The sequence below is a fragment of the Micromonospora sp. NPDC023888 genome, assembly GCF_040639415.1.
In the GTDB taxonomy this organism is placed as follows: domain Bacteria; phylum Actinomycetota; class Actinomycetes; order Mycobacteriales; family Micromonosporaceae; genus Micromonospora.
Genome location: NZ_JBEZZW010000019.1, coordinates 76,115 through 91,497 on the forward strand (window position 1 = coordinate 76,115; position 15,383 = coordinate 91,497).

A 15,383-nucleotide genomic window follows, 5' to 3' on the forward strand; every position below is an offset into this window, starting at 1 on the left:
TTTTGTCGACTGAAGCGAAACTTCTGCCGAACGCGACGAAGCTTTGCCTTCGTCCGGGGGCAAGGGTAAGGTCACGATCCAGATAGAGGGTTGCCCATTCGTCGATCAGCCTGCCGCCACCCCTGCCGGGTCGCCGTGTTCCGCCCCCGACGGGGGGCCGGGGCCGCACCGGCGCGCTGTCCTCACCGGCGCGTCGTCCTCACCGTCCAGCCGGAGCCCGCCTCCGGCCGGTTCGGCGCGCCCGGGTGACGGCAGCCAGGTCGACCGCCGCCGACGGCGTACCTGCCGTCAGGAAGGGACCACCACCATGGATCAACAGCTCAACCGACCGACACCGGCAACCGAGCCGATCAGCCGACGCGGAGTGCTGCGCGCCGCGACCGTCTCCGCCGCCGCCGTCGGCGCCGCCGGACTGCTCGCCAGCCCGGCCACCGCCGCACCCGCCGGGCAGTCCCAGGGTCGGCGTCGGGTGCCGGTCGACCGGATCAGCATCCAGCTCTACACCCTGCGCGACCAGCTCACCGCCGACCTGCCCGGCACCCTGGACGCGCTGCGCCGGATCGGCTACCGGCGGGTGGAGCACGCCGGATTCGTCGGACGCACCGCCGCGCAGTTCCGGGCCGCGCTCGACGAGGCCGGGTTGCGTGCCACCTCCGGGCACACCGGCATCCCACAGCCCTTCGACGCCGCCGCCTGGGAGCAGTCCCTCGCCGACGCCAACGTCGTGGGCTGCAAGAAGATCGTCCACCCGTACTTCGGTCGGGACGCCAACGGTCAGGCGATCCGGGACCCCAACGTCTACCGTGCCCTGGCGCGCGACCTGAACAAGGCCGGCCGGCTGGCCGAACGCGCCGGGCTCGACTTCGGCTACCACAACCACCAACTGGAGTTCGTGCCGTTGACCGACGGCTCGACCGGCTTCGAGATCCTCACCGGGCAGACCGACCCGCGCCTTGTCCACTTCGAGCTCGACCTCTACTGGACCTGGCGGGGCGCGCACGACCCGGTCGACGTGTTCCGGGCCAACCGCGGCCGGATCCGCCAGGTGCACGTCAAGGACCTCGACGTCGAGGGCGGTTTCGCCGACCTCGGCGACGGTGTCATCGACTTCGGCCGCATCTTCGACCACGAGCGGGAGGCCGGCATCGAGGAGTACATCGTGGAGCGCGACGACGCGGGCACCGCGCCACGCTCCCCCGCCGACGCCCTGGACACCGCCCGCGTCGGCTTCGACTATCTCGCTTCACTCCGGTACTGAAACACCTCGGGGGACAATTTTGATGAACAGGACCGCATTCGTGTCCGCCCTGCTGCTGGTGACGGCCGGTCTGGCCGTACCACCGTCAGCCGCGGCCGCCGCGCCGGCGCCGCCGCCGGACAGCAGCTTCCAGAAAGTGACGCTCAACGACTTCCCGGGCGAGCCGATGAGCCTCGCCGTCCTGCCCGACCTGCGGGTGCTGCACACCTCCCGCACCGGAGAGGTCCGCATCCACGACCCGCGCACCGGGCTGAACACCCTCGCCGCCGACATCCCCGTGTACGAGCACGACGAGGAGGGGCTGCAGGGGGTCGCCATCGACCCGAACTTCGCCCAGAACAAGTGGGTCTACCTCTACTACTCGCCGCCGATGGACACGCCCGTGGACGACCCGGCGACCCCGGGCGTCAACGAGGGGGACGCGCCGGAGACCGGCACCGCGGCGGACTGGCAGCGGTTCAAGGGCGCGCTGCGGCTGTCCCGGTTCAAGCTGGACGGGATGAAGCTCAACCTCGCCAGCGAGCAGCAGATCATCGACGTGCCCACCGACCGGGGCATCTGCTGCCACGTCGGCGGCCAGATCGACTTCGACAGCAAGGGCAACCTGTACCTGTCGACAGGTGACGACACCAACCCGTTCGCCTCCGACGGCTACATCCCGATCGACGAGCGGGCCGACCGCAACCCGGCGTTCGACGCCCAGCGCAGCGCGGCCAACACCAACGACCTGCGTGGCAAGCTGCTGCGGATCAAGGTGAAGAACGGTGGCGGTTACACCGTGCCGGCCGGCAACCTGTTCAAGCCGGGCACGGCGCAGACCCGCCCGGAGATCTACGCGATGGGGCTGCGCAACGCGTTCCGGTTCTCCGTGGACCGGCGTACCGACAACGTGTACGTGGGTGACTACTCCCCGGACGCCTCCAACCCGAACCCCGAGCGCGGGCCGGCCGGGCACGGCCGGTGGATGCTTGTCGACAAGCCGGCGAACTACGGCTGGCCGTACTGCGTGACCCCGACGATCGCCTACCGCGACTACGACTTCGCCACCGGTGAGTCCGGCGCCAAGTTCAACTGCAAGCGCCCGGTCAACGACTCACCGCACAACACCGGCAAGCGCGTGCTGCCGCCGGTCGAGCAGCCGCAGGTCTGGTACGCGGCCGCTGCCTCCGCCGAGTTCCCGCAGCTCGGTACCGGCGGTATCGCCCCGATGGGCGGCCCGGCGTACGACTACGACGGGACCAGCACGTCGCGTACCCGCTGGCCGGCCTACTACGACGGGGTGCCGCTGTTCTACGAGTGGACCCGCGACTACATCAAGGAGTTCCGCCTCGACGAGGACGGCGACGTCAAGGACATCCGGCCGGTGGCGCCCTCGCTGGTGGTGGACAACCCGATGGACATGGAGTTCGGCCCGGACGGCGCGCTCTACGTGCTGGAGTACGGCGACGGCTACTTCGCCGAGAACCCGGACGCCCAGTTGTCCCGGATCGACTTCGTCCGGGGCAACCGGACGCCGATCCCGAAGATCAGTGGCACCCCGACCGTCGGGCAGGCCCCGCTCACCGTCTCGTTCTCCAGCGCCGGCACCACCGACCCGGACGGTGACAAGCTCAGCTACGCGTGGGACTTCAACGCCGACGGTTCGGTGGACAGCACCAACCCGAACGCGACCTGGACGTTCCCGGAGAACGGCTCGTACACGCCGACGCTGAAGGTGACCGACCGCACCGGACGGTCCGCCTCGGCATCCCTGCCGCTCGTGGTCGGCCCGACCGCACCGGTCGTCGAGTTCGTCACCCCGGAGGCCGGGCAGCCGTTCCAGTTCGGGCAGACGGTCGCGTACGAGGTGAAGGTCACCGACGACCTGCCGGTGGACTGCTCCCGGGTGAAGGTGACCTACGTGCTCGGGCACGACGAGCACGGGCACCCGCTCTCCACCTCGACGGGTTGCTCCGGGTCGATTCCCACCTTCCTGGACGGTGGGCACTCCGGCGCGGACAACCTGACCGCGGTGTTCGTCGCCGAGTACACCGACGCCCCGACCGAGCCGGGCGTGCCCCCGCAGTCCGCCTCGGCAACTGTCGTGCTGGACCCGACCCCGGTGGCCGGTCTGGCCGGCTGACCACCTCACGATGACAGCGGCGGCGGCCGGATCACTCCGGTCGCCGCCGCTCGTCGTCTCTCCGCCGGCCAGCGCGACGTGCGGGCCGGCGGAACGTGCGGGCCGGCGGAACGTGCGGGCCGGCGGAACGTGCGGGCCGGCGCGACGCACGGCCCGGCCTCCGGTCGCCGCTCAGGTCCAGTCGCTGTCGACGTGGTTGTCCCGCCAGCGTCCGCCCACCGGCGGGGTGTCCAGCAGCATCCCGTCGCCGGCGTTGCCGGCCAGGTCGTTGTCCTCGACCCGGCAGTCCACGCAACTGCCCCGCTCGGTGATCCACAGCCCGTGCGTCTGGGTCTGGTCGTCGTGGTTGTCCCAGATCCGGTTGCCCCGCACCGTGGCCGAGTCGAACGGCGCGTCGATCGTGATCCCGGCTCGCCGCTCGGGTGCGGGAGACAGTTCGTATCCACAGCCGGGCGGCGGCACGTCCCCGCTCCACGCGCTGAACCCGTCGGGGCGTACCGGGGCGAGGGTGAGTTCGTCGCCGGTGTTGGAGGCGACCATGGCGACGGCTCGTCCGACCCGCAGGACCTTGCCCCGGTGCCCGTCGTGCGGCCAGTTGGCCGACCGGTCCACCAGGCACCGCTCGCTGTAGCGGACGGCATCGCCGGTACCGCCGGCACCCTCCGCGCACTGCCGCCCGTTGTTGCGGATCCGGTTGTTGAGCAGCACCGTGTCGGTCATCTGGTGGTCGATCCGGACCGCGTCCAGGCCGTTGCCCCAGAACTCGTTGCTCTCGATGACCACGTCCCGGATCGAGCCCTGGTAACCGCGCCCGAGATCCTGCGCGTGATAGCCGTGCCGCCCGTTGCCGCTGATCCGGTTGCCCCGCACGGTGTACGGACCCGGGCTGTTGCCGACGCTGACCCCGTCGCGGATGTTGCCGTCGATGACGCAGTCGGTGAGCAGCCCACCCCGTCCGGCGACTGCCGCGGTGCCCTGCGCGGAGATGTCGAAGCCGGCCTCCAGGTTGCCGGTCATGGTGCAGGCGGAGACGATGAGACCGTCGGCGCCCCAGTCGGAGATGCCGAACCGGTTGCCCTGGCTGTGGCAGCCGATGATGCGGTAGCCGCGCGGCGGCGGCCAGTAGTCCTTCTGCAACTCCAGGAAGATGCCGTTGGTGCCGTTGGCGAGCGTCGTGCAGTTGGCGATGGTCAACCGTTCCACGGTGCCCCAGCCGCCGATGCCCACGCCGATGCCGGCGCCGCCGATCTGCTCGCCGTTGTCGAGGCGGCCACAACCGACCACCACCACGCCGTCGATCAGCGAGTCCTGGAGGAAGTCGCAGCCCAGCCCGGTGGCCGCGGTGTGGTGGATGTAGAGGTTGCGGAACACGCCGCGCACGACGTACTGGAGGCCCAGGCCCTTGGCGAGGTAGTTGTACTCGGCCATGGCCACGCCGGAGCCGTCGATCTGGAAGTCGGCGAAGGTGCAGTCGGCGATGTGCCGGTCCCGGTCGGCGCCGTGCTGCACCGTCGTCCAGAAGGCCAACGGGGTCGGGTCGGCCCGGTTGCCCTCGTTGCTGAGCATGAACCGGGTCGCCGCCGGGCCGGCCCCGACCAGCGACACTCCGCTGCGCCACACCGTGCCGGCGTCGCGGATCGAGTAGATGCCCGGCGGGCAGTAGATGACCCGGGCCCGGCCGTCCGAGGCGTAGCCGGCGCCGAGGCGGTCGACGAGGGCGGCAAGCGCGGGCTGGTCGTTTGTCGCGCCGTCGCCGGTCAGCCCGTACTCCAGGGCGTCGCAGTAGAGCGGCGCGCCGGCCGAGGCGGGCCGTCGTACCCGGACCGAGTTCAGTAGCAGCTCGTTCGCCACAGCCACAGGCCGGCTCCCTTCGACGCGTTCGGTGCGCTTCGGCGGGGCCGACTTCCCGATGACGCCGCCGGGAAACCCCCGCCCGATGGCACCGCAGGGAACCCGGACGTGCGCCGGCCCCGGCGCCGCACAGGCAGCGCCGGGGCCGGGTACGCGCCTCAGACGGCGGCGATCAGCAGCGCCGGGCGCTCCACGCAGTCGGCGACGTGCCGCAGGAAACCGCCGGCCACCCCACCGTCACAGACCCGGTGGTCGAAGGTGAGGCTGAGCTGGGTCACCTTGCGGACGGCGAGTTGCCCGTCGACCACCCACGGCTTGTCCACGATCCGCCCGATCCCGAGCAGCGCCGCCTCCGGGTGGTTGATGATCGGCGTGGAGCCGTCGACGCCGAAGACCCCGTAGTTGTTGAGCGTGAACGTGCCGCCGGTCAGCCGGGCCGGCGGCAGGCTGCCCGCCCGCGCGGCGGCGGTGGTCGCCGCCAGTTCGGCGGCCAGTTCGGCGGTGGTGAGCCGCTGCGCGTCGCGCAGCACCGGCACCAGCAGACCCCGGTCGGTCTGCGCGGCGATGCCGAGGTGCACCCCGGCGGACTGGACGATCCGCTGCGCCTCGGTGTCGACCCGGGCGTTGAGCTGCGGGAACCGGCGCAGTCCGCTGAGGCAGATCCGGGCCAGCAGGGCCAGGATGCTCACCGGCGCGTCGGGCGTCGCCGCGTTGATCGCGGCCCGGGTCTCCAGCAGCCCGGTGGCGTCCACGTCGACCCAGATGGTCACCTCCGGGATCTCCCGCCGGCTGCGGGAGAGCTTGTCGGCGATGACCTTGCGGACGCCGGTGAGCGGGACGATCACGTCGTCGTCCCCGGAGGGCACCGGCGCGACGGGGGCGTCCGGCACGGCGGCGAGCCGGGCGGCGGGTACGGTCAGCGCCGCCTCCACGTCGGCACGGCGGATCACTCCGCCGGGCCCGGTGCCCCGTACCGCGGTCAGGTCGACGCCATGCTCCCGGGCCAGCCGCCGCACGATCGGCGAGATGACCAGGACGGTCGGCCGCACCGGGTCGCCGGGCGCGTCTCCCGCGCCCGGGGCAGCGCCGGCAGCCGCGCCGACCCCGACGGCCGGGGCCGCAGCACCGGTCGGGGTGGTGCCACCGGTCGGGGCGACGCCGCCCCTCGGGGTGGTGCCACCGGGCCGCGTGGTGTCGGGCCGCGTGGTGTCGGTCCGCGTGGTGTCGGCCGGTTCGGGGGCGAGCGTCAGCCGCGGCCGGCGTCGACGGCGGGTGGCACCGCCGTGGCCGGTGCCGTAGCCGATCAGCACGTTGCCGGAGCCGGCCCGCTCCTCTTCGCGGTAGGTGGCGTGCCCGGCCGGCTCGTCTCCGCCGTCCAGCGGCGCGATGGTGATCAACGGCTGGCCGACCGGGCGTACCTCACCGGCCGCGCCGTGCAGGGTGACCACCCGGCCGGCGTACGGGCAGGGCACGTCGACGACAGCCTTGGCGGTCTCCACCTCGACCACGCTCTGGTCGACAGTGACCACGTCGCCCACCGCGACCCGCCACTCGACGATCTCGGCCTCGCTCAGCCCCTCGCCCAGGTCGGGCAGGAGGAAGACCTGCGTCCGCTCGACGGTGGTCATGCCGCGCTGCCCTGCGCCGCCCAGCGCGAATCCGGCTGGTCGTCCCACTGAAGTCGGGCCACCGCGTCGAGCACCCGGTCCACACCGGGCAGGTGGGTGTGCTCGAGCATCGGCGCCGGGTACGGGATGTCCAGCCCGGCGACCCGCAGCACCGGGGCGTGCAGCGCGTGGAAGCAACGCTCCTGCACCCGGGCGGCGATCTCCGCGCCGACCCCCGCGAAGCCCTGCGCCTCCTGGATCACCACACACCGGCCGGTGCGCCGGACCGAGGCGGCGATGGTCTCGTCGTCGAACGGCACGATGGTGCGGACGTCCACCACCTCCAGGTCCCAGCCCTCCTCGCGGGCGGCCTCGGCGGCCTCCAGCGCGACCGGCACCGCCGGCCCGTACGCCACAAGTGTGGCGTCGCGTCCCGGCCGGCGCACGACGGCCCGCCCGAACGGCTCGGTCCGGGTCGGCAGGGCCGTCTCGGCGCTGCCGAAGTAGAGCTTCTTGGGCTCCATGAAGACCACCGGGTCGGGGTCGTCGATCGCCTCGCGCAGCAGCGAGTACGCGTCCTCGACGGTCGCCGGGGTGACCACCTTCAGGCCGGGGGTGTGCGCGTAGTACGCCTCGGACGAGTCGCAGTGGTGCTCGACCCCGCCGATCCCACCGGCGTACGGCACGCGGATCACGATGGGCACGCTGAGCTTGCCCCGGGTGCGGTTGCGCAGCTTCGCCACGTGCGAGGCGATCTGCTCGAACGCCGGGTACGCGAACGCGTCGAACTGCATCTCGACCACCGGCCGCAGACCGGACATGGCGAGGCCGACGGCGAAGCCGACGATGCCGGCCTCGGCGAGCGGGGTGTCGAAGCAGCGGTCTTCGCCGAAGCGGGCCTGGAGGCCGTCGGTGATCCGGAAGACGCCGCCGAGCGCGCCGACGTCCTCACCGAAGACCACGACCCGGTCGTCGGCGGCGAGGGCGTCGGCGAGCGCGGTGTTCAGCGCCTTCGCCATGGTGGTGGACATCAGGCGTCACCCTCCTCGTCGCGGGCGGCGGCCAACTCGGCGCGGACCTGCTCGCGCTGTTCGACGAGCTGCGGGGTGGGCTGGGCGTAGACGTGGTCGAAGAGGCTCAGCGGGTCCACCGTCGGCTGCTCGTTCATCCGGGTCCGCAGGTCCGCCGCGTACGCCTCGGCCTGCTCGGCGACCTCGGCGACCGCCGCGTCGTCGAGCACCCCGCGGGCCCGCAGGTAGGTCTCCAGCCGGGCGATCGGGTCGCGGTCGCGCCAGGCGTCGACCTCGGCGCCGTCGCGGTAGCGGCTGGCGTCGTCCGCGTTGGTGTGCGGCTCCATCCGGTAGGTGTGCGCCTCGACGAGGAACGGCCCGTTGCCGGCGCGGGCGTGGGCGACCGCGCGGGTGAGCACGGCGAGCACCGCCACCGGGTCGTTGCCGTCGACCTGCTCGCTGGGTACGCCGTAGCCGACGCCCTTGTAGGCAAGCGACGGGGCGGCGGTCTGCCGGGACAGCGGGACGCTGATGGCGTAGCGGTTGTTCTGCACGAAGTAGACCACCGGCGCCTTGAACACGGCGGCGAAGTTGATCCCCTCGTGGAAGTCGCCCTCGCTTGTCGCGCCGTCGCCGATGAAGGCGAGCGCCACGGTGTCGCGGCCCTGGTACGCCTCGCCGTGTGCCAGCCCGGCGGCGTGCACGCACTGGGTGGCGAGTGGCGTGCACTGCGGTGCGGTGTGGACCTCGGTCGGGTCGTAGCCGCAGTGCCAGTCGCCGCGCAGCAGGGTGAGCACCTCGACCGGATCGATGCCCCGGGCAACCAGCGCCATCGACTCACGGTAGGTGGGGAAGACCCAGTCGGTGTCGCGGACCGCGAGCACCGCGCCGACCTGGCACGCCTCCTGCCCCCGGGAGGACGGGTAGACGGCCAGCCGGCCCTGCTTGGTCAGGGCGGTGGCCTGGGTGTCGAACCGGCGGCCGAGCACCATCCGGCGGTACAGCTCGCGCAGCGCCTCGACGGGCGGCTCCGGGTAGTCGGCGCGGGCCGGCAGTGGCGTGCCGGTCGGGTCGAGCAGTCGGACGGGTTCGGTGTTCGGCAGTAGCGGGCGCGCCGGGTCGGGCGGGGTGGCCGCTCGACGCGTACGCGGGGATGCCCTGCGGACCGCCTGGGGAGTGGTCGTCACGGCGGAACCTCCTGGGACGTGTGGTGAGCCTATGCTTCCGCGTGGCGGATGATTGACTCAAGATCCACGCAGAAGGCGGGACGGTTGGCATGCGGAGGGCGCATCAGTGAGCCAGGAAACCGGTGACGAAGCGGCCCGGGCGGCGGGATCGGGACGATCGGTTCGAGGCCTCGACGAGGTGGACCGGCGGATCCTCGACGAGCTGGTCCGGGACGGGCGCACGTCGGTGCGCACCCTCGCCGAACGGATCCACATTTCCCGCACCAACGCGTACGCGCGGGTGGAGCGGTTGCTGCGCGACGGGGTCATCACCGGGTTCCACGCCCAGGTGGCACCCGAGGCCGCCGGGCTGGGCACCTCGGCGTACATGGCGCTGACGATCGAGCAGAACACCTGGCGGGAGGTGTCGGCCGAGCTGGCCCGGGTCCGCTATGTCGAGCACGTCGCGTTGCTCAGCGGCGAGCACGACGTGCTGGCGCTGGTCCGGGCTCCGGACAACGCCGCCCTGCGGGACGTGGTGTTGGACCGGGTGCAGCGCATCGCCGGGGTGTTGTCGACGCGGTCCTGGCTCGTCTTCGAGGAGTTCGGCGGGACACAGAGTCCCTGGCAGTAGGCCATAACACGAACTCATTGGCAGAAATGCCGAGATAGACGAATTGCCGCAGAACGCCGCTACTATCCGCGACGTGGCTATATCGAATGAGTTGTGGGCGCAGGCCCGGGTCGCCGCACCGCCCCCGACCAGGCCGGCATCGAGCAGGCCGGCGTCAACCGGGCCGCGGTCCTTCCGCGGGGACATCGAAGGCATGCGGGCGGTAGCCGTGCTGCTGGTGCTCCTCGGCCATGCCGGAGTGCCGTACCTGCCCGGCGGTTTCGTCGGTGTCGACGTGTTCTTCGTGATCTCCGGCTTCCTCATCACCGGTCTGCTGCTTGAGGAACTCGACAAACGTGGCCGGCTCTCACTCACCGACTTCTACGCCCGACGAGCGAAGCGGCTGCTCCCCGCCGCCGCGACAGTCCTCATCGCGACGCTGGTGCTCACCTACGTCTTCCTGCCTCGCGGCCGCTGGTCGGCCACCGCCTGGGACGTCATCGCCAGCGCCTGCTACGCCATGAACTGGCGGATGGCCGGGCAGTCCGCCGACTACGTGGCCGCCAACGACGCCGCCAGCATCGCCCAGCACTTCTGGTCCCTCGCCGTCGAGGAGCAGTTCTACCTGGTGTGGCCGCTGCTGCTGATCGCCCTCGGGTGGTTCGCCCGCCGCCACCGACGTGCCGGCCCCGGCCTCTACCTGCTCGGGTTGGCGCTGATCGCGGTCCCCTCGTTCGCCTGGGCGCTGTACGTCTCACCGACCGACCCGTCGGCGTACTACGTCACCACCACCCGGATGTGGGAGCTGGCCCTCGGCGGCGCCGTCGCCGTCACGACGATCTGGTGGAGCCGGTCACCGCGCCTGGTGGCCGTCCCGCTGGCCTGGGCCGGGGTGATCGCCGTCTGCGCCTCGGCCGCGCTGATCACCACGGAGGCCGGCTTCCCCGGCTACGCCGCGCTCGGCCCCACCCTCGGCACGGCCACGGTGATCGCGTTCGGTCCGGCCGCCGGCCGCGCCGGCCCCGCCCTCCTGCTGGGCCGGCAGCCGCTGCGCTACGTCGGTGGGATCTCCTACTCGCTGTACCTGTGGCACTGGCCGGTGCTTGTCGCCGCGCAGGCGTACTTCGGTGACCTCGGCGTCGGCCCCGCGCTCGCCGTCGTGGCCGCCTCGGCGATCCCCGCCGTGCTCACGTACCACTTCGTCGAGAACCCGGTACGCCGGTCACCGACCCTCGCCGACCGGCCATCCGCCGCCCTGCGCATCGGCGCCGTCTGCACCGGCGCGGCAGCGCTCGCCGGCCTGACCTTCCAACTGGCCATTCCGACGACGGACACGACGTCCCCGTCGGTCATCATGGGCCAGGTGCCCGGAGGGTCCCCGCAGGCGGAGCCACCGGCCGCGCCGGGCGCCGCGGCGCTCGGCGGATCCCCCCGCACCAGCCGGGCCGGGGTGCCCGTCGACAAGGTCGCCTCGATCGTTCCCGACCCGGCGCGAGCGGCCCAGGACGCGCCGCTGTTGCAGGCGACGAAGAGTTGCCACGTGTCGCTGGAATCCGCGACGCCGGAGGTGTGCGTCTACGGGAAGATGAACTCGGCGACCACTATCGCGCTCGCCGGTGACTCCCATGCCGACCAGTGGGTCCCCGCCATGCGGCAGGCGGCGGAGACCAACGGGTGGCGCCTCGCCACCTACACCAAGGGCGGCTGCCCGTTCCTGACGGCGGAGATCTCCCTGAACGACAGGCCCTACACCTCCTGCACCGAATGGAACAGGAAGGTCCGGCAGACGCTGCTCGGCGCCGGCCGCCCGGACCTGCTGATCGTCACCAACGCCGAGTACCCGGTCAACGGCGAGCCGCGCTCGGAATGGCGGTCCGCGCTGGTCCGCGAGCTGCGCAAGACGTGGAGCGGCATGATCGCGGAGAAGGTTCCGGTGGTGGTGCTGCGGGACACGCCGCTGCACCTGAAGGACATCGCCGAGTGCGTGTCGAAGAACCGGAACCGGCTGACGAAGTGCGCCGACAGCCGGGACGACGTCCTGGGGCGCGGGGGCGGTCCGGCCCAGGAGGAAGCGGCCGACGGGCTGGCCGGCGCCCACCTGATCGACCTGAACGACTGGATCTGTCCCGCGGACCGGTGCGCCCCCGTCATCGGAGGGGTGCTCGTCTGGCGCGACGCGCACCACCTGAGCGCCACGTACTCGACCACCCTCGCACCCCAGGTGGGCGCCGCGCTCAAGCCCGTGCTCGCCGAGCTGTGACCCGCGGGGGCGGACCGGTCCTCACCGTTCGGGAGGGGCCTCCAGCCCCTCCCGGTCGGCCAGCTCCAACAGCGGCTCCAACGAGTGCCGGTCGCCGTCCAGGCCGGCGTGCGGGTCGCCGCGCTCGGCGAAGCGGGCCGGCACGGACCGCACGTCGAAGTCCTCCGGTCGGGCGTCGTCCAGCTCCGCCCAGGTCAGCGGCGCCGACACCAGCGCCTGGGGTGTGGGGCGGATCGAGTACGCCGAGGCCATCGTGTGGTCCCGGGACATCTGGTTGTAGTCGACGAAGACCGGGCGGTCCCGCTGGTCACGCCACCAGGTGGTGGTGACCAGCTCCGGAAGCCGGCGCTGCATCTCCCGGCCCAACGCGAGCACCGCCCGACGGCAGTCGCCGAAGCTCCACCTCGGCTCGATCGACAGGTAGACGTGCAGGCCCCGCCCGCCGGTGGTCTTCGGGTAGCCGGTCATCCCCAACTCGGCGAGGAACGCCCGCACCTCCCGGGCGACCGGCACCACCTGGTCGAAGCCGACGCCGGGCAGCGGGTCGAGGTCGATGCGCAACTGGTCGGGTCGTTCCACGTCGGCGGCGGTGACCGGCCAGGGGTGAAACCGCAGGGTGCCCAGGTTGGCCGCCCAGATCACCACTGCCAACTCGCTCGGCGCGACCTCGTCGGCGGTCCGGCCACTGGGGAAGGTGATGTGCGCGGTGCGCACCCAGTCGGGCGCGCCCGCCGGCAGCCGCTTCTGGTAGAACGCGTCGCCCCGGTTGGTCTGCCGGGTGGCGATCGTCGCGCCTTCGAAGACGCCCCGCGGCCAGCGTTCGAGCATCGTCGGCCGGTCCCGCAGGGCGCGCAGGATCCCGTCACCCACCGACAGGAAGTAGCGGACCACGTCCAGCTTGGTCAGCCCGCGCTCCGGAAAGTACGGCTTGTCGGGGCTGGAGACGCGGACCAGCCGCTCCCCCACCTGAATCTCCTCCGCCACCGTGGCCACGCCCCCGAGCGTACGGCTCGGGGGCGGGCCGGCGGGTTAGGGCCTGTGTCAAAGTCCTCGGGCGAGCCGAGGCGGAGTCCAGGCGGCGGTCCGGCAAGGCGGAGATTGGCCCGGATACCGGTGTTGTATCCGGGCCAATCTCCAACGCGGCCGGTCGTCGTCTGGGCCCGCCGCAGGCCGGCCAGGGGCTTTGACACAGGCCCTAGCGGCCGGGAACCAGCGTGGCGGGTTGCTGCGGCAACTCCTGGGTCTGGCCGTCGACAGGCGCCTGCGGCGTCGCGGGCGGCTCCTCGGCCACAGCGGTCTGCTGCTCGACCGGCACCCGCTGCGACGACCGGCGGGCCACGAAGCCCGGCGTCCAGTCCTTCAACCGCAGCGCGGGCCGCTCGACCAGCTTCCAGGACAGGAACGCGGCGGCGAAGGCGACCGCGACCGACATCGCCGCGAACGGCACGTAGCCCCAGCGGCTCCAGCCGAGGCTCGTCATCACCTGCTGGAGGACGAACCCGTAGATGTAGATGCCGTACGAGTAGTCGTTCTTGCGGCCCACCCAGTGCAGTTGGCGTGGCATCCGCACCGACAACCAGACCAGCAGGTACGCGAACGCGGGCAGCCCGATGACGAAGAAGCCACCGACGAGCAGGGACAACCCGAGCGCCACCGCCGAGCCGATGCCCAGCGCGTCGTTGATCGGCACCCGCTCCCGGTAGAGGTCCAGGGTCGCGCCGAAGGCGAAGAGGAAGCCCAGGTAGACGATGTAGTGGAAGTTCATCGTGCCGACCAGCGGCGACACGAAGCTCCAGCTCGCCGTCGACACCGGGCCGCTGAGCCGTCCGGCGCTCACCCAGTCCTGCAGGATGCTCAGGTAGAGCGCGACGGTCAGGAACAGCACGAACCGGCGGGCGTTGCGCAGCACGGCGGTCACGGCCAGGACGCCCACCACGACGTAGCAGAACATCTCGTACTTGAGCGACCACAGGGCGCCGTTGAAGACGCTGTAGTTGACCTTCTGACCCCACGGGGTGGTCTCCGTGAACAGGTCGTGGACGCCGTACTGGCGGACACCGGTCCACCAGTTGGCCCGCAGGTAGGCCAGCGGACCGCCCCGGTCCCAGGCGTTGTCGAAGAAGCCGGCGGTGCTGCCGTGCTCGCGCAAGGTGACGAGCGGGGCGATCACCAGCGCGCTGACCAGCAGGCACACCCAGAGGCCGGGGAAGATCCGCAGGGCCCGGTGCCAGGCGTAACGGATGATGCCGGTACGGCGAGCGCTGCGGGTGATCAGCAGGCCGGACAGCACGAAGAAGCCGTACACGGCCATGGTGCCGACGTTCGTCTGCCGACCGGTCAGGTAGTAGCCCAGGTCGTTGGCGCCGAAGCCGAGCGGTTTGGAGTGTGACAGCACGACGCCGACGGCGAGGCAGAGCCGGATCAGCCCGATGCCGTTGCTCCGGCCGGAGAGCAGGTCGGCCAACGTGCCGCGGGACCGGATGAGAGCGGGGGTAGTCATGCGGTCAGGCACCTCTCGGCATCAGGCGGGCACCTCGGCGCCGGCGTGCTCCCACAACTGCTTCATCTCGGTGTGCAGGTCATCGCTCGGCGACCAACCGAGCACCTGGGCGGCCAACCCGACGTCCAGCCGCTGCCAGTTGGTCTCGGCGGGGCCGGTCTGCTCGGCCTCGACGAGGTCGGTCGGCACCTCACTCACGTCGATGAGGAGGCGGACCATATCACGCGCGCTGGCCGCCACCCCCCGACCAATGTTGATCACGCGGCCGGCCGCGTCGGGGCGGGTCGCGGCCAACTGCACGGCGGCGACCACGTCGCTGAGACCGATGAAGTCACGCCGGGAGCCGAGCGGAGCCAGCTCCAGCCGGGCCCGCTCACCGGCCCGCTGGGCGTCGCGCAGCCGGCCCGCGACCACCCCGAGCAGGCTGTGCCCGGGCTGGCCGGCGCCGATGACGTTGCCGACCCGCAGCGTGACGCCCTCGATGAGACCCTGCCGGTCCGCCGCGGTGACCGCCTCGGTGCAGCGCAGCTTGAACTCGCCGTACGGCATCACCGGCGCCGGGGTCGACTGCTCGGGCATCGACGTGTCCACCGGGACCAGCCCGTACTCGTGCACGCTGCCCATCTGGACCACCCGGACCCGACCCGGCAGTCGGCCCGCGGCCTCCAGGAGCCGCTCGACAAGCGTGACGTTGACGGCGAGCATCTGCGCCTCGGTGAGGCCCCACATCCCGCCCGCCGCGTTGATCACCACGTCCGGGTTGAGGTCACGCAGCACCGCGGTGATCTCGTCGACGTCGGCGGCGGCCAGGTCCAGCGCGCGGACCTCGACACCCGGGCCGATCCTCTTGGGGGTACGCGCCACGGCGACCACGGCGTGACCCTGGTCGGCGAGCGCGCGGCAGATCGGGCGGCCGAGGAAACCGGTGCCGCCGAGCACCACCACCCGTACCGGCTGGGCGGCGTCCTCCACCGGACGTCGTGGTCTCACGGTCAT

The 15,383-nt window shown here is 72.0% G+C and carries 11 protein-coding genes; 4 read left to right on the top strand and 7 right to left on the bottom strand.

Annotated features, from left to right (window positions below; translation table 11 throughout):
* Window positions 1-307 precede the first annotated feature (307 nt).
* Both AB0F61_RS18845 and AB0F61_RS18850 read left to right on the top strand, forming a co-directional pair.
* The gene (locus AB0F61_RS18845; protein ID WP_357811153.1) at window positions 308-1,258 is read left to right on the top strand and encodes a sugar phosphate isomerase/epimerase; all 951 of its coding nucleotides are present in this window, start codon (window positions 308-310) and stop codon (window positions 1,256-1,258) included.
* 22 nt (window positions 1,259-1,280) lie between these two features.
* Window positions 1,281-3,380, top strand: a complete 2,100-nt coding sequence (locus AB0F61_RS18850; RefSeq protein ID WP_357811156.1) for a PQQ-dependent sugar dehydrogenase — start codon at window positions 1,281-1,283, stop codon at window positions 3,378-3,380.
* Between the two features lie 171 nt (window positions 3,381-3,551).
* Here AB0F61_RS18850 and AB0F61_RS18855 read toward each other — a convergent pair whose 3' ends face one another.
* The 4 genes from AB0F61_RS18855 to pdhA all read right to left on the bottom strand — a co-directional run bounded on the left by AB0F61_RS18855 (window position 3,552) and on the right by pdhA (window position 9,068).
* The gene (locus AB0F61_RS18855) at window positions 3,552-5,231 is read right to left on the bottom strand and encodes a right-handed parallel beta-helix repeat-containing protein (RefSeq protein ID WP_357811303.1); all 1,680 of its coding nucleotides are present in this window, start codon (window positions 5,229-5,231) and stop codon (window positions 3,552-3,554) included.
* 158 nt (window positions 5,232-5,389) lie between these two features.
* On the bottom strand, window positions 5,390-6,859 hold the full coding sequence (locus AB0F61_RS18860) for a dihydrolipoamide acetyltransferase family protein (RefSeq protein WP_357811163.1): 1,470 nt from the start codon (window positions 6,857-6,859) through the stop codon (window positions 5,390-5,392).
* On the bottom strand, window positions 6,856-7,872 hold the full coding sequence (locus AB0F61_RS18865) for an alpha-ketoacid dehydrogenase subunit beta (protein ID WP_357811306.1): 1,017 nt from the start codon (window positions 7,870-7,872) through the stop codon (window positions 6,856-6,858). The genes AB0F61_RS18860 and AB0F61_RS18865 overlap by 4 nt, the downstream gene beginning before the upstream one ends.
* The gene (gene pdhA, locus AB0F61_RS18870) at window positions 7,869-9,068 is read right to left on the bottom strand and encodes a pyruvate dehydrogenase (acetyl-transferring) E1 component subunit alpha (RefSeq protein ID WP_357811309.1); all 1,200 of its coding nucleotides are present in this window, start codon (window positions 9,066-9,068) and stop codon (window positions 7,869-7,871) included. Before pdhA ends, AB0F61_RS18865 begins: the two co-directional genes overlap by 4 nt.
* A gap of 73 nt (window positions 9,069-9,141) precedes the next feature.
* On the opposite strand from pdhA, the gene AB0F61_RS18875 reads away from it, so the two are divergent.
* Both AB0F61_RS18875 and AB0F61_RS18880 read left to right on the top strand, forming a co-directional pair.
* Window positions 9,142-9,648, top strand: coding sequence for an Lrp/AsnC family transcriptional regulator (locus tag AB0F61_RS18875; protein WP_357811166.1), 507 nt, complete (start codon window positions 9,142-9,144; stop codon window positions 9,646-9,648).
* Between the two features lie 73 nt (window positions 9,649-9,721).
* Window positions 9,722-11,887, top strand: coding sequence for an acyltransferase family protein (locus AB0F61_RS18880; RefSeq protein ID WP_357811169.1), 2,166 nt, complete (start codon window positions 9,722-9,724; stop codon window positions 11,885-11,887).
* 21 nt (window positions 11,888-11,908) lie between these two features.
* Here AB0F61_RS18880 and AB0F61_RS18885 read toward each other — a convergent pair whose 3' ends face one another.
* The 3 genes from AB0F61_RS18885 to AB0F61_RS18895 all read right to left on the bottom strand — a co-directional run bounded on the left by AB0F61_RS18885 (window position 11,909) and on the right by AB0F61_RS18895 (window position 15,383).
* Window positions 11,909-12,880 carry a DNA primase small subunit domain-containing protein gene (locus tag AB0F61_RS18885; RefSeq protein WP_357811172.1) on the bottom strand — a complete coding sequence of 324 codons (972 nt, stop codon included), beginning with the start codon at window positions 12,878-12,880 and terminating at the stop codon, window positions 11,909-11,911.
* Between the two features lie 202 nt (window positions 12,881-13,082).
* Complete coding sequence (locus AB0F61_RS18890) at window positions 13,083-14,387, bottom strand: acyltransferase (RefSeq protein WP_357811175.1); 1,305 nt, start codon at window positions 14,385-14,387, stop codon at window positions 13,083-13,085.
* A gap of 21 nt (window positions 14,388-14,408) precedes the next feature.
* Window positions 14,409-15,383, bottom strand: coding sequence for an NAD(P)-dependent oxidoreductase (locus AB0F61_RS18895; RefSeq protein ID WP_357811179.1), 975 nt, complete (start codon window positions 15,381-15,383; stop codon window positions 14,409-14,411).